This window comes from Bacillus sp. A260 (assembly GCF_009861435.1).
GTDB classification, from domain to species: Bacteria; Bacillota; Bacilli; order Bacillales; family Bacillaceae_G; genus Bacillus_A; species Bacillus_A cereus.
Genome location: NZ_CP046398.1, coordinates 4102746 through 4121879, shown reverse-complemented (window position 1 = coordinate 4121879; position 19134 = coordinate 4102746). Strand labels below are relative to the sequence as shown.

Sequence of the window (19134 nt, the reverse complement as noted above, 5' to 3'; positions counted from 1 at the left end):
GGGGAGAATGTGTGAAAGCAGAGAAAGTACGTTTACGTAAACAAATAATAGAACACATGAATTCTTTATCAGAAGAACAGTATACAACTTTATCAGAACAGATTGCATTTTCGTTGTATGCGCAAAAAGAGTGGGTTGAAGCTAAAACAATTGGAATTACTCTTTCAATGGAAAATGAAGTGAATACATATCCTATTATCGAAAAAGCTTGGGAAGAAGGAAAGAAAGTTGTAGTTCCTAAGTGTAATAAAGGAACTAGAACGATGTCCTTCCGGCAAATTAATGATTTTGATCAATTAGAAACGGTGTATATGAATTTACGTGAACCGATTCCCGGGCTTACGGAAGAAGTGAATATGGATGAAATTGATCTTCAAATTGTCCCAGGCGTAGCTTATACAGAACGAGGAGAGCGAATTGGGTACGGCGGTGGCTATTATGATCGTTATCTCGTGCATTATAAAGGGAAAACGCTGTCATTAGCGTATGATTTTCAAATGGTAAAACACATTCCAGTAGAGCCATTTGATAAAAACATAGAAAAAATTATTACAGAAAAAGGAACACTGCTTATAAATAAGCTTGTATAGACAAATAAAAATTGACGAGACTTTTTCTTCTTGATTATAATAAAATATGTGAACGTTTTCTTATTATAATTTTTTATAGTAAGTGAGCATAGAGGGTGATGAAATGGTATCTATTTATGATATTCAGCAATTGCTAAAGAAATTTGGTACGATTATTTATACGGGAGATCGAATTGCAGATTTACAATTAATGCAAGATGAATTGCGTGAATTAAATCAATCACAGCTAATCGATCCACAAGACTATCAAACAGCTTTATTTTTATTGAAGCAAGAAATTCAAAAAGAGCTAAATAAGAATTAGATAAAGGTAGGTAAGCAACATGGAAGAGAAATGGTTAGTTGGTGTTGACCTTGGTGGTACAACGATTAAATTAGCATTTATTAATGTATACGGTGAAATTTTACATAAGTGGGAAATCCCTACGAATACAGGTGAGCAAGGAAAACATATTACACTTGATGTTGCGAAAGCAATTGATAAAAAGCTAGAAGAATTAGGCGAATTGAAGAGCAAATTAATTGGTATTGGTATGGGAGCTCCTGGTCCTGTACATGTGGCGTCTGGAATGATTTATGAAGCGGTTAATTTAGGATGGAAAAACTATCCGCTAAAAGATTTATTAGAAGTAGAAACAGGATTACCTGTTGTTATTGATAATGATGCGAACTTAGCAGCGCTTGGTGAAATGTGGAAAGGTGCTGGTGAAGGTGCAAAAGATTTAATCTGTATGACACTTGGTACGGGCGTTGGTGGTGGTGTAATCGCCAATGGTGAGATTGTACACGGCGTGAGTGGTGCTGCTGGTGAGATTGGACATATTACAGTCGTTACAGAAAATGCTTTCCCATGTAATTGCGGGAAGTCTGGTTGCTTAGAAACAGTAGCATCTGCGACAGGTATTGTACGTGTTGCTATGCAAAAAATACAAGAGACTAATAAAGAGAGCGTGTTGCGTTCTATGTTAGCTGAAGAAGGACGTATTACATCAAAAGATGTCTTTGAAGCACTTGGACAAGGTGATGAATTAGCAGGTGAAGTAGTAGAAAAAGTAGCTTCTTATTTAGGATTAGCTGTAGCGAACCTTTCTAGTACATTGAACCCAGAGAAAATTGTTATTGGTGGAGGCGTGTCTAAAGCTGGAGATGCGCTATTAGAACCAATTCAACGCTATTTCGAGCAATACGCTTTCTCACGTGCTGTAAAGAGCACGAAGTTAGCTATTGCAACACTTGGTAATGATGCAGGTGTTATCGGAGGAGCTTGGCTTGTAAAAAAGCACAAATACGAAGCGAAGATGATATAAGTTGTGAAATATGAAAAGAGGAAGGGGGAACCCTTCCTCTTTTTGTGTAAAATCTCGATGAAGAATAAAGTGTAAACGAATTAAGCTGCTGGTGGATACCCGTTATATAGAACAGTCATGATCGTAAACCATCCGAAAACGAGTACAGTTGCAATTGCAAAGCCGCTCGCGAAAAAGTTTTTTTCACGAAGTGTTCTAAGCGTAGCAAATACAGCTAACAGAGTGACAAGTGTAAAAATAATAACAAGGCCCATACAATATCCTCCTCTGTCTACCCATTTCTTATTATGAGTTTTTGGAATATTTACTCTTTTATATTGTACATGTTTTAAAAATGATTGTCGAGATAGCATCCTTTCTTTTCCTCAGAGAAAGAAATGTTGTATCATTAAAAGTAAGTTTTTAATAACTGGAGGAGATTTTTATATGAAATGGATACAAATGCCGTTAGGCCCATTACAAACAAATGCTTATATTTTAATGAACGATCAAAAAGAGTGCATTATCTTTGACCCTGGTCATGAAGGTGAAAAGCTCGTTACATATTTACAAGAAGAACAATTAAAACCATTGGCTGTTTTATTAACACATGCTCACTTTGATCATATCGGTGCTGTTGATGCCGTAAGAGACGCTTTTTATATTCCTGTGTACGTACATAAAGAAGAAGCAGATTGGTTAGGAGATGCAACTGTAAACGGCTCTCAAATTTTTATGATGAACCGCAGTATTACAGCAAAACCAGCGGATCATATTATTGATGCAGAAGGTACATTAACAATTGGATCATTTAATTTTGAAGTTTTTGAGACACCAGGACATTCTCCAGGAAGTATTTCTTATTATAGTAAAGAAGCGAATGCTGTATTCTCAGGAGATGTATTGTTCCAAATGAGCATTGGAAGAACAGATTTGCCTGGTGGAAGTTTTGCTGAATTAATTGGAAGTATTGAAGAGAAATTATTTGTATTACCAGATGAAACAGCGGTGTTATGTGGACATGGTCCAGAAACAAGCATTGGCTTTGAAAAAGAAAATAATCCGTTTTTACAATAAGGAGTTATTATGGGAATGGAGCTCATTTTAAGAGAATGGATGGGGAAAGAAAAGGATTATTCAATTTCATATAGTACGTATATGAACCTTGTATTGTATACGGAGGGTCATGGATATTATATGAAAGAACGTGAAAAGATTGGAAGACAAGGGGATTTTTTTACAAGTAGCAATGTATCCTCTGTTTTTGCAAAAACTTTTGCTAAACTTTTTATTCGTCTTGTTGAAAATGGTGAAGTTGCTTCGAATATTTGTGAGGTTGGTGGGGGAACAGGGAAGTTTGCCTATGATGTTTTACAAGAATGGAAGCAATTATCTCCAAACACCTTTATTAATTTAAACTATTCAATGATTGAAGTGAGCCCTTTTCATAGGAAATTACAGCAGGAGCAACTTGGCTCATTTTCTAATGTATCGTACTATACCTCCTATAGTGAAATGGGAGATTCTTTCGAGGGAATTCTTTTTTCGAATGAGTTGTTTGATGCATTTCCTGTTGAAGTAATTGAGAAAAGAAATGGTATATTGTATGAAGTACGTATTACATATACAGAGGAAGGAAACCTTTCAGAAGTATGTAGGCCGTTAAATAAAAGAATTGGTCGCTATTTATTGAAATATAATATTTATATTGCTGAAGGGCAACGTTTTGAAGTACCAATTGTTATGGAGGAGTATATAAAAGAAATTTCGAAATGGTTTCAAAAAGGTATATGTATTACAGTTGATTACGGATACACAAAAGAAGAATGGATGCATCCAGCACACCGCGAAGGAAGTTTGCGAGGATATTATCAGCATAAGCTAATGCGTAACCCACTAGCGCATCCAGGTGAAATGGATCTTACTACTCATGTTCATTGGGACGAGCTAAAGGAGATCTTTAGTATGCAAGGAATGAGTGCAGTATGGCATAAGAAACAATCTGAGTTCTTGTTAGCTGCAGGGATATTAGAACAGCTTACGAGCCATCAAGATACGAATCCTTTTTCTGAAACGCAAAAACAAAATCGAGCAGTTCGTTCTATGATTTTAAATGGAGGAGTAGGGAGTTCGTTTGATGTTGTTATACATACAAAAGATATGCAACATTTACATTTGGATCAGTATGTAACAATATAAAAAACAAGACACAGTATATACTGTGTCTTGTTTTTTAATACGACTTATGTAGTATTATATATTTCCTCTCATGATATATATTTATATTAAAGATATGAGATAAAAAATATAGAATACGTTCTTTTTCTGCGATTATTAGTCCCTAACCTAATAATACACGAACGAGTTGAATGATTGTTTCATTCTCTACTTTGTAATAAATTTCCAATCCTTTTCTTTCACTAGAAACGATTTTAGCGCTTTTTAATTTTGCTAAATGCTGTGAAATTGTAGATTGTGGCATGTTTAAGCCAGTATACATTGTAGAAACGTTGCTTGGACCGCGCTCGATTAATCCTTTTACGATACATAAACGAACAGGATGAGCTAGCACTTTTAATAATTCTGCATTACTTTCATATAGTTCTAATTCTTTTTGAAAGGTTTCTAACATGTTCTTTTCCACCTCCGTGTGAGCTATTATACCATACTATACATACCAAAAATTTAAAGAAAAGAAAATAGTTGTTGCAGAAAAAAAGTCCTAAAGTAAAGAAATTGTAAGAAAAGAGACCCGGATGTAAATAAAATAGGTAAATTAGCATGTTTTTGTAAAATGACATTTTTGGGTGAAAATTTCGATGCGTTTTAAAAATTGAAAGATATAGATATATTTGTAACACAATTTTATCATGATTTTCTTATTCTTTCAAATGAATATACGAAATTTTTAAAATAATATGACAAAGGAATTATAATGATATATATAGAATATAAAACAGGTTAAAAGAAAAGAAGCTGAATGTCATTCGCTTCTTTATGGTGATAATGAAATATTTGATTACGGCTGATAAATCTTAGGATGATCAAGTCATTAGTCATTTATTCTAAAATTCATCTTTTAGCAACGTTAAAAATCTGTGATTCCATATGTTCTCATAAAAATCAATTGTCTCTTTTGCGGACATAAAAGGATTATTCAACGTAGAGGTTGTTTTCTGTCCCATAAAGTTTTCGTATCCTAGTCCGTGGGCAAACTTAATCGTTGCATCCATACAGTACTCTGTTTGGGCGCCACAAAATTCAATGCGATTTACAGATAATTGATCTAAAATTTCTTTTAAGTTTGTTTTATAAAATGAATTTGCATGTGTTTTTCTTACAAAAAAATCTTGTTCTTGAACATCTAGATCGGTATGAATAGCCCAAAGTTCTTTCTCGGGTACTAAATCATCATCACAATGTTGAACAAAAAGGATTGGTTTATTTAATTTTCTATATGAATAAATTCTTTTATTTACTTTTTTTAGTAAGTTCTGTAAATCAAATAAATGCTCCTCGCTATAACATACGCCATTTTGTAAATCGATAACGATTAAAATATCTGCACAAGTATCCATTATTTTCACCCCTTTTTATTTCTTAATATATCAATTAATCCATTATTTAGAAATAGATGATATACTTTTATTTTTTATGGACTATAAGAAAAGAAGAAATTCAAATGAATATAGCTAAACCGCATAAAAAGAAGATATGAAAACCTAATCTCATATCTTCTTTTTCTCTATGCATTTACAGGTTCTTCTACATAAGAAAGGGCATTTTCAAAATCGGATATTAAATCGTTAACATTTTCAAGACCGACTGATAACCGAAGTAATGAATTAGAGATTCCTCTTTTATCACGAGCTTCTTGCGACAGTGCTGCATGTGACATTTTTGCTGGATAAGAAAGAATTGACTCTACAGCTCCTAAACTAACTGCAAAAACAGGCAATTTTACTTTTGATAAAAATTTGCGGAGTGCATCTTCTGACTGCAAAGTAAACGATAAGACCGCTCCAGCTGATGTTGCTTGAGATTGTTGAATATCAAATCCGAGATGAGTTTGTAATCCCGGATAATAGACATTTTTTACTTTAGAGTGCTCTTGTAAATAATGTGCGATTTTATTGGCATTTTTAGCTGAATGTTCGAGGCGTACATGCAATGTTTTTAGACCGCGAAGTACGAGAGAACAATCTTGAGGTCCTAAAATAGCACCGAATGCATTTTGTAAAAATCCAAGCTTTTGAGCGAGTTCTGAATCTTTTACTACTGCTAATCCGGCAGTAACATCACTATGACCAGCAATAAATTTTGTAGCACTATGAAGAACGACATCAGCTCCAAGTTCAAGTGGTTTTTGGAATAGTGGTGTCAAAAATGTATTATCAACAAAAGTAAGAGCCCCAATAGATTTTGCGAGTTTAGAAACCTCGCGAATATCTGTCACTTTTAAAAGTGGGTTAGAAGGTGTTTCTACATAAAAGAGCTTTGTATTTGGTTTAATGTTTTGTTTTATTTCTTCTAAATTGGTCATATCAACAAATGTATGTGAAACACCGTAACGGGAGAGTACCTCAGTTATCACTCGGTAAGTGCCTCCGTACACATCTTCTGAAATGAGTACGTGATCACCTTGTGAAAGAAGGAGGAATGCAGTGGAAATCGCTGCAATGCCTGATGCAAAGGCGAATCCTTTTGTTCCGCCTTCTAATAAAGCAATGATATCTTCAAGAGCTTCACGAGTTGGGTTTCCTGACCTGCTATAGTCATATTTTCCGAACGTATCTACATCAAACTGGTGAAAAGTTGATGTGTTATAAATAGGAACGTTCACAGCGCCTGTTTGCGAGTCGTGTTTATATTGGTTGTGTAGTAAGAGTGTATCTATAGAATAGCTCATATTCTTACACCTTCTTTTACGAGTTTAATTGCTTGCTTTAAGTCTTGAATTAAATCGTTACTATTTTCAATGCCAACTGAGAATCGAAGAAGACGATTGCATACGCCGTTTGCTGTTCTAATTTCTTCAGGAATATCAGCATGTGTTTGCGTTGCTGGATAAGTCATTAAACTTTCTACACCACCAAGACTTTCGGCAAATGTAATTAAGGATAAAGATTGTAAGAATGGATTAATCCAAGCTTCATCTTTAAGGCGGAATGAGATCATGCCACCTCTTCCTGGATAAAATACATCTGTCACCCCGTCTTCATCATTTAAATACGCAACAACTGCTTTCGCATTTTCTTCATGTTGCCTCATGCGAAGCGCTAACGTTTTCATACCGCGAATTAATAACCATGAGTCAAATGGGCTTAAAACTGCACCTGATGCATTATGATAATGAGCGATTTCCTCGCAAAGTTCCTTTCCTTTTGCAACAACAAGCCCGCTTAGTACATCGTTATGTCCCCCTAAATATTTCGTTGCGCTATGAAGTACAATGTCAGCACCTTCTGTTAATGGTTGCTGTATATAAGGTGTGTAGAAAGTGTTGTCTACAATAAGGAGTAGTCCGTTCCTTTTCGCTACAGTTGCGACAGCAGCAATATCAGTAACTTGCATTAATGGATTAGTTGGAGTTTCTATGAAAATAGCCTTCGTTTCAGTTGTGATAGCTTGCTCAATTTGTTTAATAGACTGTGTATTTACGTATCTACATCGAACATTCCACTTTTTTTCATGCTCAGAAAATAATCGATACGTTCCCCCGTATAAATCTTCAGATACAATAAGTTCGTCTCCAGAGCGGAATAGAGAAAGGACGAGGAGAACAGCCGCCATCCCTGAACTACAGGCATAACCTTGTTCGCCATATTCTAAGTCTGCGATCGCCTGTTCTAAAAGACCTCGAGTTGGATTGCCAGTTCGTGAATAGTCAAAGCCAGTAGATTTACCAATTCCTTCGTGACGATAAGCGGTTGAGAAATAAACTGGTGGATTAACCGTTCCGGTTGTAGTTTCACTGCGATTTCCGATTTGTGCTAGTTTTGTTTCGATTGTTGACATATGAAAATTCCTCCTTTTTAAATTGAAACATTAAGTGAATATAAAATAAAAAAAGCCTTCTAAGAAGAAGGCTTTCGGTTTGAATAGAGTCTTCTTCTCATCTGTCAAATCTTTCACAATTTGCTGGAATTAGCACCTTATTAACAATATGTTAATGGTTGCTGAGGCGTCACAGGGCCAGTCCCTCTACCTCTCTAGATAAGAATGTTCGTATGAAATTTTTATTATGTTTTTAACTTTACAATAAAATATAACTGAATTGCAACTTTATTTTAAATAATTTTTATTTTTCCGCAAGTGTCATTGACTTTTACTTTTGTGCATGCTAAATTTATTAAAAAATTAACAAACATTGTTAAAAGGGGAACGCATTTCCTTTTAGCTACATAAATAAAATAATAAAGACAACTCTTATTGAGAGCGGTGGAGGGAAAGGCCCTGTGAAACCCGGCAACCTTCAAACGAAATGTTTGAAACGGTGCTAATACCTGCAAAACGAATGTTTTGCATAATAAGAGGAGGAACGATTATGTCCCCCTCTTCAAAGTGAAGAGGGGGTTTTTATATTGATAGAAATGAGGGAGAGTCGTGAAATTACTAGATTTATTATCAAAAGGAATTGTAATAGGTGATGGTGCGGTTGGGACGTTATTGCATTCACATGGTTTGCAAAGTAGCTTTGAAGAATTGAATGTATCTGATCCAGACTTAATTATATCGATTCATAAACAATATGTAGCTGCTGGAGCAGATGTAATTCAAACGAATACGTATGGAGCAAATGAGGCGAAATTACGTATGTATGGTTTAGAAAATCAAGTTACAGAAATTAATAGAGCGGCAGTAAAACTAGCGAAAGCATCTGTGACAGATAAAAATGCAATTTTAGGAACAATTGGTGGTATGAAACATATCGGAGCTGTTACAACGACTGATATGGAAAGAGAGTTTATGTTACTTGAACAGGCAGGGGCTTTACTAGAAGAACAGGTTGATGGATTACTATTAGAAACTTTTTACGATGAATTTGAATTACTTCATGCCGTTAAAGTATTGCGTAAGCAAACGAATATTCCAATTGTTGCGCAATTAGCGTTACATGAAGCAGGTACGACTCAAAATGGAAATGATGTCAATGAAATATTAAAGCAACTTATAGATTACGGTGCAAATGTTGTTGGATTGAATTGTCAACTAGGGCCGCTTCATATGACGGAAGCTTTCAAAATGATATCGATTCCTCAAAATGGCTATTTATCAGCATACCCAAATGCAGGCCTCCCGAATTATGTGGATGGACGTTACGTATATGAGGGAAGTCCAGCTTATTTTGAAGCGATGACACCGAGATTTATTGAGCAAGGTATTCGGTTATTGGGTGGTTGTTGTGGTACGACTCCAGAACATATTCAAAGTATGAAGCGCGCTGTTGCGAATATTACCCCTGTAATAGAAAAAGACACGATTCAAAGGCCGAAAGTCGTTCATACGCATGAGAAACGTTCGAAGGCTCACGTCACTCTAGCAGAGAAAGCGAAAAAACAAACAACAGTTGTAGTGGAATTAGATCCACCGAAAACGTTAGATACACAGCGTTTTTTTGAAGGAGCAAGAGCGTTAAAAAGAGCGGGAGCAGATGCTATTACTCTAGCAGATAATTCATTAGCATCGCCTCGTGTTTCTAATATGGCGATGGGTGCGTTATTAACGAAGCATGATATCCCAGTATTGACGCATTTAACGTGTAGAGATCATAACGTCATTGGACTACAATCTCATTTGTTAGGTTTATCGGCGTTAGGGATGGAAGAAGTGTTAGCTTTAACTGGTGATCCAGCGCGCGTTGGTGATTTTCCCGGTGCCACTTCTGTATATGATTTATCCTCTATTGAGCTTATTAAAATGATTAAAGAAATGAACGATGGACGTTCAATTTTAGGGAAATCAATTGGACCGGCGACAAGGTTTTCTGTAGGCGGCGCATTTAATCCTCACGTGAGGCACTTAAAAGCAGCGGTTAAGCGAATGGAACGAAAAATAGATGCTGGAGCGGAGTATTTTTTAACTCAGCCAATTTACGATATCAAGTTAATTGAAGAAGTGTATGAAGCGACAAAGCATTTGGAACAACCTATTTTTATTGGAATTATGCCGTTAGTAAGTAAGCGGAATGCAGATTTTCTTCATTTTGAGGTGCCGGGTATTACTCTTCCTGAAGAAATAAGAGAGAGAATGGATGGACATGAAACGAAAGAGGCAGCAATTGAGGAAGGGATCCGCATTTCACAAGAATTGGTCGACGCAGCGATGAAATATTTTAATGGTATTTATCTTATTACACCATTTTTAAAGTATGAAATTACAGAACATCTTGTTAAATATGTAAGAGAAAAGCAAGAAGTGAAAGAAGGTATTAATTGATGAAGTGTATAGAAGAAAAATTAAAAAATAGCATTTTAATATTAGATGGTGCAATGGGGACAATGATTCAGCAAGAGGATTTAACTGCTGAAGATTTCGGAGGAGAAGAGTACGAGGGCTGTAATGAATATTTAGTGGAAACAAGACCAGACGTTATTTTAAAGATTCATAAAGCTTATATTGAAGCTGGAGCGGATATTATTGAAACAAATACATTTGGGGCAACGAATATTGTACTAAGTGATTATGATCTGTCTCATTTAGATGAAGAACTAAATGAAAAGGCAGCACTTTTGGCGAAGCAAGCTGTTAAAGAAAGCGGGAAGGAAGTATATGTTGCGGGAGCGATGGGACCAACAACGAAAGCAATTAGTGTTACAGGTGGTGTGACTTTTGAAGAATTGATTGAGGCTTATACAAGGCAGGCACGAGGATTATTAAAAGGAGCAGTTGATGTATTACTCGTTGAGACGAGTCAAGATATGCGTAACGTGAAAGCAGCTTATATTGGAATTCAAGCCGCTTTTGAAGAACTGAAAAAAACGGTTCCTATTATGATTTCAGGAACGATTGAGCCAATGGGAACGACTCTGGCTGGGCAAACAATTGAAGCTTTTTATTTATCAGTAGAACATATGAAACCATTATCTGTTGGGTTAAACTGTGCGACTGGTCCGGAGTTTATGAGGGACCATATTCGTTCACTATCTGATTTATCGGAGTGTTACATTTCTTGTTATCCAAATGCAGGTCTTCCTGATGAAGATGGACATTACCATGAATCTCCATCTTCTCTTGCTGAAAAGGTGAAGCGATTTGCTGAAGAAGGATGGGTTAATATTATTGGTGGTTGTTGTGGCACGACACCAGAACATATAAAAGCAATGAAATCCGCGCTAGCATCTCTTAGGCCTCGTGACCATCATGAGAGAGAAGGACATGGAATTAGTGGATTAGAAGCACTGCAATATGATGAGTCTATGAGACCGTTATTTGTAGGTGAAAGAACGAATGTTATTGGGTCACGTAAATTTAAACGCTTAGTAGCAGAAGGGAAATTTGAAGAGGCTGCTGAAGTGGCAAGAGCGCAAGTGAAGAAAAATGCTCATATTATTGACATTTGTATGGCAGATCCTGATCGCGATGAAATAGAAGATATGGAAAACTTCTTAGCAGAAGTTACGAAAGTTTTAAAAGTACCGATTATGATTGATTCAACAGATGAAAATGTGATGGAGCGAGCTCTTACTTATATTCAAGGAAAAGCTGTTATTAATTCAATTAATTTAGAAGATGGAGAAGAACGATTTAAAAAAGTGACACCGCTTCTTCAAAAGTATGGTGCCGCTATAGTTGTAGGAACAATTGATGAAGACGGTATGGCGGTTAGTGCGGAACGAAAGATAGAAATTGCGAAAAGAAGCTATGAATTACTTACAAAGAAGTATGGGATACGCCCGTCAGATATTATTTTTGATGCACTTGTGTTTCCAGTAGGGACAGGTGATGAAGAATATATTGGCTCAGCGGCAGCGACTATAGAAGGAATTCGCCTTATTAAAGAAGCGTTACCAGAGTGTTTAACGATTTTAGGTGTAAGTAACATATCATTTGGTTTACCACCGGCTGGACGTGAAGTATTAAATTCAGTCTTTTTATATCATGCTACGAAAGCAGGATTAGATTACGCGATTGTGAATACGGAAAAATTAGAACGCTATGCGTCGATTCCAGAGGAAGAAAAACGCCTTGCAGATGCATTACTGTTTGAAACGACGAAAGAGACGTTAGAAGAATTTACAAACTTTTACCGAGTTGCTAAAAAGAAAGATGTCGTTGTGCAAGAAACGTTAACGCTTGATGAAAGACTAGCAAATTATATTGTAGAAGGTACAAAACAAGGATTACACGAGGATTTAAGTCTTGCACTTGAAGAAGGAAGAAAACCTCTTGATATTATTAACGGTCCGCTTATGACAGGGATGGACGAGGTAGGACGACTATTTAATAATAATGAACTTATTGTTGCTGAAGTATTGCAAAGTGCCGAAAGTATGAAAGCCGCTGTAAGCTATTTAGAGCCACATATGGAATCTAGTGATAGTGCGAAAAAAGGGAAAGTATTGTTAGCAACTGTAAAAGGTGACGTGCATGATATTGGGAAAAATCTCGTTGAAATTATTTTAGCGAATAACGGATATGAGATTATTAATTTAGGAATTAATGTACGTTCGGATCGAATTGTTCAAGAAGTACAAGAAAAGAAGCCGGACATTATAGGCCTTTCAGGTTTATTAGTAAAATCAGCTCAACAAATGGTAACGACTGCTGAAGATTTAAAAGCGGCAAATATTGATGTGCCCATTGTTGTAGGTGGTGCAGCGTTAACGAGAAAGTTTACAGATAATCGGATTTCACCATCATATAAAGGACTCGTTTGTTATGCGAGTGATGCGATGACGGGGCTCGATATTATTAATAAGCTTCAAAAAGAAGAAGAGCGTGAGAAGATGAAGCAGGATAAAAAAGAACGTCATCTTCATATCGTAAAAAAAGAGGAGAAGAAAGTAGAAATTCCAGCAGTAATTGAGCCATTACCAAAATCAGAGGTTATGGTGCCTGATTCAACAAAACGAATTGTATTACGAGATGTTCCCGCCCTTCATCTCGCACCATTTCTGAATAGACAAATGCTACTTGGGCATCACCTTGGATTAAAAGGAAATGTGAAGAAGCTTTTGAAAGAGGGAGATAAGAGAGCACATGAATTAAATGATTTAATAGATGAATTATTGCAGGAAGGACAATCTTGGTTAAAGCCGAAAGCAGTGTATCAATTTTTCCCAGCGCAAAGCGACGGACAAAACATTGTAATATATGATCCAGAAGATCATACGCGTGTTATAGAGCGTTTCACATTCCCTAGACAAGGAAAGGCTCCCTATCGTACTTTAGGTGATTATTTGCGCCCAATAGGAGATGAGATGGACTATGTTGCTTTCTTATCTGTTACGGTTGGGGAAGGAGTTCGGGATATTGCTGAAGAGTGGAAGGCGAAAGGTGATTACCTACGTAGTCATGCCATTCAATCGTTAGCGCTTGAATTAGCGGAAGGACTTGCTGAAAAAACACATATGCTCATTCGTGACCGCTGGGGCATTCCGGACTCACCTGAACTGACGATGGAAGAACGTTTCCGTACGAAATATAGAGGAATACGAGTGTCATTTGGTTATCCGGCGTGTCCAGAACTTGCAGATCAAGAAAAGCTATTTCGCTTAATTCATCCAGAGGAAATAGGTATTTCATTAACAGAAGGATTCATGATGGAGCCAGAAGCGTCCGTAACGGCTATGGTATTTTCTCACCCTGAGGCAAGATATTTTAGTGTATTATAGTCTAGAAGGGGGAGACGTATGAAGAAAATAGTCTTTACAGGTGGCGGTTCGGCAGGACATGTAACACCTAATTTAGCCATTATCCCATATTTACAGGAAGACAACTGGGATATCTCTTATATTGGTTCTCACCAAGGTATTGAGAAAACGATTATAGAAAAGGAAGGCATTCCTTACTATAGTATTTCGAGTGGAAAGCTACGTCGTTATTTTGATTTAAAAAATATAAAAGATCCTTTTCTTGTAATGAAGGGTGTTATGGATGCGTATGTAAGAATTCGAAAACTAAAACCAGATGTGATTTTTTCAAAAGGCGGTTTCGTATCTGTACCAGTCGTAATTGGCGGATGGCTAAATAGAGTACCAGTTTTATTACATGAATCTGATATGACGCCAGGACTAGCAAATAAAATTGCGCTTCGTTTTGCTTCGAAAATATTTGTTACATTTGAAGAAGCAGCGAAACATTTACCGAAAGAAAAAGTAATATATACGGGGTCTCCTGTACGTGAAGAAGTGCTGAAGGGAAATCGTGAAAAAGGTTTAGCGTTTTTAGGTTTTTCACGTAAAAAGCCAGTTATTACGATTATGGGAGGCAGCTTGGGCGCGAAAAAAATTAATGATACGGCTCGAGAAGCATTACCAGAACTTCTTAAAAAGTATCAAATTGTTCACCTTTGCGGAAAAGGTAACCTTGATGAAAGTTTACAAAATAAAGAAGGATATAGACAATTTGAATATGTACATGGAGAACTGCCAGATATATTAGCGGTAACAGATTTTGTTATTTCACGCGCGGGCTCCAACGCAATTTTTGAATTTTTAACATTACAAAAGCCGATGGTTTTAATTCCATTATCGAAATTTGCAAGCCGTGGAGATCAAATATTAAATGCAGAGTCCTTTGAAAGACAAGGATATGCCTCCGTATTATATGAAGAAGATGTAAATGTAAAATCTCTTATAAAGTATGTCGAAGAATTAAATCAAAATAATGAGAAGTATAAAACAGCACTAAAAAAATATAATGGAAAAGAAGCAATTAAAACAATCATTCAAAATATTTCAGAGGCATGATGAAATAATCATGCCTCTTTTAGTAGGGTGAAAGATTCCAAGAATTGATATTTTTATGTTACAATAAAGTGAAACTTTAATCAGTTGGGTGCATCCCACATCTAACTTCTTTACTGTTACTGAATTTTGAGGAGGGAGTCTTACTGCCCTCAAATAGCGGGATAACAAATGGGTTAATAGGGAAATTCCAATTAATGAGGCGTGAAAATACGAATGGATTAGGAGTGACTGTGTTGGAGCTAAGTCTCTATGAAAATACTGCACTTATTATATGCTTTGTGTTGTACGTTGGTAGTGTTATTGTTTATATTTCAAGGAAATTTTCGCAAGAAAGAGAGCTTGAAAAGTCGGAGATAACAGCTGAACTAGAAATGTTAGCTGATGAAAGTTATAAAAAACAAAAAATAAAAGAAGACCATGAAGCATCCCATCATTTAAACGCAAATAAGTTTTAAAGATGGGGATTTTTTTTGAAGTTGTTCTTTATTATAGCTATAACAAATAACGCTAAAAAGGAGTTTCCCTATACATAATGAAGGAGTGTATATAAATGAATTTTTATATCGCCTCAGGTTTCCAAAATAAACATCTTGTACGTTCCGTAGCAAATGAACTGAAACATGCAGGATGGCACCATACATATGATTGGACCAAAAACGAAAAAGCAGCAAATGAAGAACAATTAAGAGAAATTGGTCAGGCAGAACAAAATGCTGTAAAAGAAGCGGATGTATTTTTACTTATATTAGATGGCGGAAATGGGAGCCATACAGAGTTTGGAATGGCGATTGCACTAGAGAAAACGATATATGTATATCATGCAGGAAGCCCGCTCCAAACAACGTTCTATCACTTGCCAGAAATAAATATTTTTGAAGGAGATGTAGCTGAGTTTGCATCTTATGTTATGAATCATATGAAATAATAGTAACTACCTAAAAGGTTATAAAAGTGATCTTTTGGGTACAGTGATGATAAGAAACGTATATAAAGGAGTACATAATATGAAATTAGAAAATGGATGGGAAACGAGCTTTTTAGAAGTCGTACAAAATAGTGAATTTAAGAAAGAGGCACTTCTTAGTCAATTGCTTTGTCAGGATAGTGAAGAAGTAGAAGAGCTTGTGGATGATTACGGCTACGAAGAACTTGTTGAACGTGAACATGATGATGAGTTAGCTGAAATCTTAGGAGAAGAACTTTTTAGTGAGATGGAACGCCAAGTATTCTTATCTTCAAACCCAGAAGAAAAATTGATTTCATTCGTCAATGGATTAGGTTTTCATGTGTTAGATTGGATCGTTCTTGTTGAAACAGAATTTGGCATTGATAGTGCAAACTTTACATCAGATGCTGTGAAGGTGTTAGAAAAGCGTTTCAGACAGTTTCCATACATAGAGGACAAGACAATTTTTGATATGACATTTGGAGAATCGATGGATGTATTAGAATCTGTTACAGGATTACAACTAAAGGAAAAGATGAACGTATAATGAAAAAAGAACGTGATTGGATCACGTTCTTTTTTTACATAATAATAATTTTATCATCTAGTTTTGTCTGCCCGGTAAGAAGTGCGTTTAAATATTCCACTTTTCTTATACAAGCTTGTATATGTCTTTCAATCTCTTGTAACTCTGCTTGGTGATGTGTTTCAATTGGATGAATTTGTACGTTGAATTTTTCAAATTGACTACTATATGTTATTTCTGCATAGCCGCTCATAATATCGGTTTCGTTATGAAATAAAAATTGCCTCGTTTTGTCACAGAATGATACATCCTGAAAGCCATATACTTTTAATGCTTCAATTACTTTTTTAATCATTTTTGTATTCATTTTTTAACCCTCTTTACGAAGTTCTACTTATATATTATAACATAAAAAATTACATAGAAAGCGCTTCCAAGTGTATTTTATTATAAACTTTACGTTTCAATCACAAAAATGAAACAAAGAAAAAATAATTGTAAAGAAGGAAGGACTCTTTTATTGTTTCGTCATATATATAGAGAAATAGTGCAATGAAAGGAAATTTTCCGAGGTGGAGATCGTATTTCCAATTTGAGCGCAGTAAAAGAGGTGAGAATTTTGAACTTTGATATTGTAGGACAAAAAGCATATATAAAAGATGGACCGCATCGGAACCGAATTGGAATTGTAAAGAAAAATGAGACAAAATTAGCATCGCAGTTTGCTATTGTAATTGGAGAACAAGTCATTGATGTAGAGCTAAAGGATATCGTGTTAGTTGGAGTAGACGTAGGACAATTTCATAAATGGTGCGAACAAAATGGTTATTTGTGAAAAGGACGGGCTGTGAGATAATGAAATATATTTGAGGAAAGAGGATATGTTATTGTATTCTCTTTTTCTATGTTTAAGGAGGCGAAAATGAAATATAAAGAACAGGAGTTTACGTTGGAGTTAAAAGAGAACATTCAATGTATGGAGAAGGAAATAGAGCGAATATCACTTAAACTGCATAAAGAGTATTCACATTTATACATAGAAAAACACATGGAATTAGATATGGGATTTGCAAGAGAAAAAGAGAATCCCTTTGAGGTGGGTTATTATTCATCAGTTGCTATAGCTATATTAGATGAAGAAAAAGAGCTGATTGGATTTCATAATATTCCAATTTGGAAATGTGAAAGAATCTTTTTAGGAATGCCAATTCAATCAAACATTTTGGGAGTAAGAAAGTAGGGGAACTCGCTGATGAATCTTGTTATGAGATTGAGGAAGAGTTAAAAGAGCAACTAGAAGAATACTTAGAGTGATAATTCTCAAGATAAAATCTATAAAGAGGGGACGGAATAAAAAAGACGCTAACAATTGTATGTTAGCGTCTTTTTTCATTATGAAGCAATTTCACCAGTTTTTGTATCATCTTGATTGTACGTATCTTGATCTAATTCACCAAGCCATTTACTTGAAATAAGACCTGCTGTCATAGAGCCACTTACGTTAAGAGCTGTACGCCCCATATCGATTAATGGCTCAACCGAGATAACTAGAGCAACAATACCGATTGGTAAGTTCATTGTAGATAGTACGATTAAAGCTGCGAATGTTGCGCCGCCACCAACTCCGGCAACACCGAATGAGCTAATAGCAACAACAGCGATTAAAGTTAAAATAAATTGTGGTTGTAATGGATCAATTCCTACAGTTGGAGCGACCATCATTGCAAGCATTGCTGGATAAATACCTGCGCAACCGTTTTGTCCGATAGATACCCCAAATGAAGCTGCGAAGTTTGCAATTCCTTCGGAAATACCAAGCTTTTCTTTTTGCGCTTCAATATTTAATGGCATCGCACCAGCACTAGAGCGAGATGTGAATGCAAATGTTAATACAGGGAACACCTTTTTTAAATATTGAATTGGATTTAAACCAGATAGCGCAATTAATAATAAGTGGATAACGAACATTACGATAAGTGCTACGTAAGACGCTAACACGAAGTTGCCAAGTTTTAAAATAGCATTTATGTCGCTACCAGCAACTGTTTTTGCCATAAGAGCTAATACGCCGTATGGAGTAAGGCGTAAAATTAATGTTACCATACGCATTACGATTGCATATACAGCATCAAGCATCTTCTTAAATAGCTCTGCTTGTTCTGGATATTTTCGTTTTACACCTATAAAGGCAATGCCGATAAAGGCTGCAAATATTACGACAGAAATTGTTGATGTTGGACGAGCGCCTGTTAAATCAAGAAACGGATTTGTAGGTAATAGCTCTAATAATTTATCTGGAATTGTTGTCTTTTCAATAGAAGTAAATCTTTCTTCAACTAGTTTCAGACGAGCAGATTCTGCATCACCTTGTTGTAGGCCGGTTGCAGATACATCAAATCCTGCACTTGCAGCGATACCGACAGCTGCAGCGATTCCTGTAGTAAGAATTAAAATACCGATAATAAGGCCACTAATTTTACCAAGGTTTTTCGTTAACTGTAATTTTGTAAATGCTGAAATAATAGATACTAAAATAAGTGGCATAACGATCATTTGAAGTAATTTTACATAACCGTTACCGATTAAGCCAAACCAAGTATTTGATTCAATAATTACTTTAGAAGTTGGCTCATAAATAAATTGTAATATAAGACCGAATAAAATTCCGACTCCTAAAGCGGTAAATACACGTTTATTAAAAGATACATGCTTACGTTGCATATAATATAATACGCCAACTAAGATGAGCATGACTGCAACGTTAATTCCGACAAGCAGTGTATTCATGTTGATTCCCCCTAATTCCAATCTGTTATATAGAATATAAGGTAATAAAACCTATAAGTCAACTAGGAAATTCCGGAATTAAAAA

19 protein-coding genes, 1 pseudogene and 2 riboswitches are annotated in these 19134 nt (G+C 35.8%); of the genes and pseudogenes, 13 read left to right on the top strand and 7 right to left on the bottom strand.

The window, feature by feature from the left end; all coding sequences use genetic code 11:
* Positions 1-11 precede the first annotated feature (11 nt).
* The 3 genes from GD442_RS20915 to glcK all read left to right on the top strand — a co-directional run bounded on the left by GD442_RS20915 (position 12) and on the right by glcK (position 1897).
* On the top strand, positions 12-590 hold the full coding sequence (locus GD442_RS20915) for a 5-formyltetrahydrofolate cyclo-ligase (protein WP_000642749.1): 579 nt from the start codon (positions 12-14) through the stop codon (positions 588-590).
* 103 nt (positions 591-693) lie between these two features.
* Complete coding sequence (locus tag GD442_RS20910) at positions 694-894, top strand: YqgQ family protein (protein ID WP_000253699.1); 201 nt, start codon at positions 694-696, stop codon at positions 892-894.
* Between the two features lie 19 nt (positions 895-913).
* The gene (gene glcK / locus GD442_RS20905; protein ID WP_000391704.1) at positions 914-1897 is read left to right on the top strand and encodes a glucokinase; all 984 of its coding nucleotides are present in this window, start codon (positions 914-916) and stop codon (positions 1895-1897) included.
* A gap of 80 nt (positions 1898-1977) precedes the next feature.
* Here the strand turns inward: glcK and GD442_RS20900 are convergent, their stop codons facing one another.
* On the bottom strand, positions 1978-2151 hold the full coding sequence (locus GD442_RS20900; RefSeq protein ID WP_000524852.1) for a DUF2759 domain-containing protein: 174 nt from the start codon (positions 2149-2151) through the stop codon (positions 1978-1980).
* A 172-nt stretch (positions 2152-2323) separates the two neighbouring features.
* On the opposite strand from GD442_RS20900, the gene GD442_RS20895 reads away from it, so the two are divergent.
* Both GD442_RS20895 and GD442_RS20890 read left to right on the top strand, forming a co-directional pair.
* Positions 2324-2953, top strand: a complete 630-nt coding sequence (locus GD442_RS20895; RefSeq protein WP_000871231.1) for an MBL fold metallo-hydrolase — start codon at positions 2324-2326, stop codon at positions 2951-2953.
* A 9-nt stretch (positions 2954-2962) separates the two neighbouring features.
* Positions 2963-4075: a class I SAM-dependent methyltransferase gene (locus GD442_RS20890; RefSeq protein ID WP_000525154.1), complete on the top strand. Its 1113-nt coding sequence runs from the start codon at positions 2963-2965 to the stop codon at positions 4073-4075.
* 142 nt (positions 4076-4217) lie between these two features.
* Here GD442_RS20890 and GD442_RS20885 read toward each other — a convergent pair whose 3' ends face one another.
* The 4 genes from GD442_RS20885 to metI all read right to left on the bottom strand — a co-directional run bounded on the left by GD442_RS20885 (position 4218) and on the right by metI (position 7894).
* Complete coding sequence (locus GD442_RS20885; protein ID WP_000894377.1) at positions 4218-4508, bottom strand: ArsR/SmtB family transcription factor; 291 nt, start codon at positions 4506-4508, stop codon at positions 4218-4220.
* A gap of 433 nt (positions 4509-4941) precedes the next feature.
* Complete coding sequence (locus GD442_RS20880; protein WP_000379156.1) at positions 4942-5454, bottom strand: cysteine hydrolase family protein; 513 nt, start codon at positions 5452-5454, stop codon at positions 4942-4944.
* Between the two features lie 167 nt (positions 5455-5621).
* Positions 5622-6785 carry a cystathionine beta-lyase gene (metC, locus tag GD442_RS20875; protein ID WP_000122299.1) on the bottom strand — a complete coding sequence of 388 codons (1164 nt, stop codon included), beginning with the start codon at positions 6783-6785 and terminating at the stop codon, positions 5622-5624.
* Positions 6782-7894: a cystathionine gamma-synthase/O-acetylhomoserine thiolyase gene (metI, locus tag GD442_RS20870; RefSeq protein ID WP_000103897.1), complete on the bottom strand. Its 1113-nt coding sequence runs from the start codon at positions 7892-7894 to the stop codon at positions 6782-6784. Before metI ends, metC begins: the two co-directional genes overlap by 4 nt.
* Before the next feature lie 94 nt (positions 7895-7988).
* A riboswitch (SAM riboswitch) is annotated at positions 7989-8099 on the bottom strand.
* Between the two features lie 203 nt (positions 8100-8302).
* A riboswitch (SAM riboswitch) is annotated at positions 8303-8412 on the top strand.
* A gap of 70 nt (positions 8413-8482) precedes the next feature.
* Between metI and GD442_RS20865 the strand changes: the two genes are divergently transcribed.
* From GD442_RS20865 to GD442_RS20840, 6 genes are all read left to right on the top strand, one after another.
* Positions 8483-10315 (top strand): bifunctional homocysteine S-methyltransferase/methylenetetrahydrofolate reductase, encoded by a 1833-nt coding sequence (locus GD442_RS20865; RefSeq protein WP_000770352.1) that lies wholly within the window; start codon positions 8483-8485, stop codon positions 10313-10315.
* Positions 10315-13713 carry a methionine synthase gene (gene metH, locus GD442_RS20860; protein WP_000649674.1) on the top strand — a complete coding sequence of 1133 codons (3399 nt, stop codon included), beginning with the start codon at positions 10315-10317 and terminating at the stop codon, positions 13711-13713. Before GD442_RS20865 ends, metH begins: the two co-directional genes overlap by 1 nt.
* Before the next feature lie 18 nt (positions 13714-13731).
* Complete coding sequence (gene murG / locus GD442_RS20855; RefSeq protein WP_000724776.1) at positions 13732-14790, top strand: undecaprenyldiphospho-muramoylpentapeptide beta-N-acetylglucosaminyltransferase; 1059 nt, start codon at positions 13732-13734, stop codon at positions 14788-14790.
* A gap of 194 nt (positions 14791-14984) precedes the next feature.
* Complete coding sequence (locus tag GD442_RS20850) at positions 14985-15245, top strand: DUF3966 domain-containing protein (RefSeq protein WP_001250699.1); 261 nt, start codon at positions 14985-14987, stop codon at positions 15243-15245.
* 95 nt (positions 15246-15340) lie between these two features.
* Positions 15341-15715, top strand: coding sequence for a nucleoside 2-deoxyribosyltransferase (locus GD442_RS20845; RefSeq protein ID WP_001012342.1), 375 nt, complete (start codon positions 15341-15343; stop codon positions 15713-15715).
* A 79-nt stretch (positions 15716-15794) separates the two neighbouring features.
* Positions 15795-16283, top strand: coding sequence for a hypothetical protein (locus GD442_RS20840; RefSeq protein WP_159365190.1), 489 nt, complete (start codon positions 15795-15797; stop codon positions 16281-16283).
* A gap of 34 nt (positions 16284-16317) precedes the next feature.
* Here the strand turns inward: GD442_RS20840 and GD442_RS20835 are convergent, their stop codons facing one another.
* On the bottom strand, positions 16318-16629 hold the full coding sequence (locus tag GD442_RS20835; protein WP_001093239.1) for a hypothetical protein: 312 nt from the start codon (positions 16627-16629) through the stop codon (positions 16318-16320).
* Between the two features lie 252 nt (positions 16630-16881).
* On the opposite strand from GD442_RS20835, the gene GD442_RS20830 reads away from it, so the two are divergent.
* Complete coding sequence (locus GD442_RS20830) at positions 16882-17097, top strand: DUF3912 family protein (RefSeq protein ID WP_001008327.1); 216 nt, start codon at positions 16882-16884, stop codon at positions 17095-17097.
* 87 nt (positions 17098-17184) lie between these two features.
* A pseudogene (locus GD442_RS20825) lies at positions 17185-17576 on the top strand (hypothetical protein).
* Between the two features lie 78 nt (positions 17577-17654).
* Here the strand turns inward: GD442_RS20825 and GD442_RS20820 are convergent.
* A complete protein-coding gene (locus GD442_RS20820) occupies positions 17655-19049 on the bottom strand; it encodes an L-cystine transporter (RefSeq protein ID WP_001094345.1) in 1395 nt (464 codons plus the stop codon).
* Positions 19050-19134 lie beyond the last annotated feature (85 nt).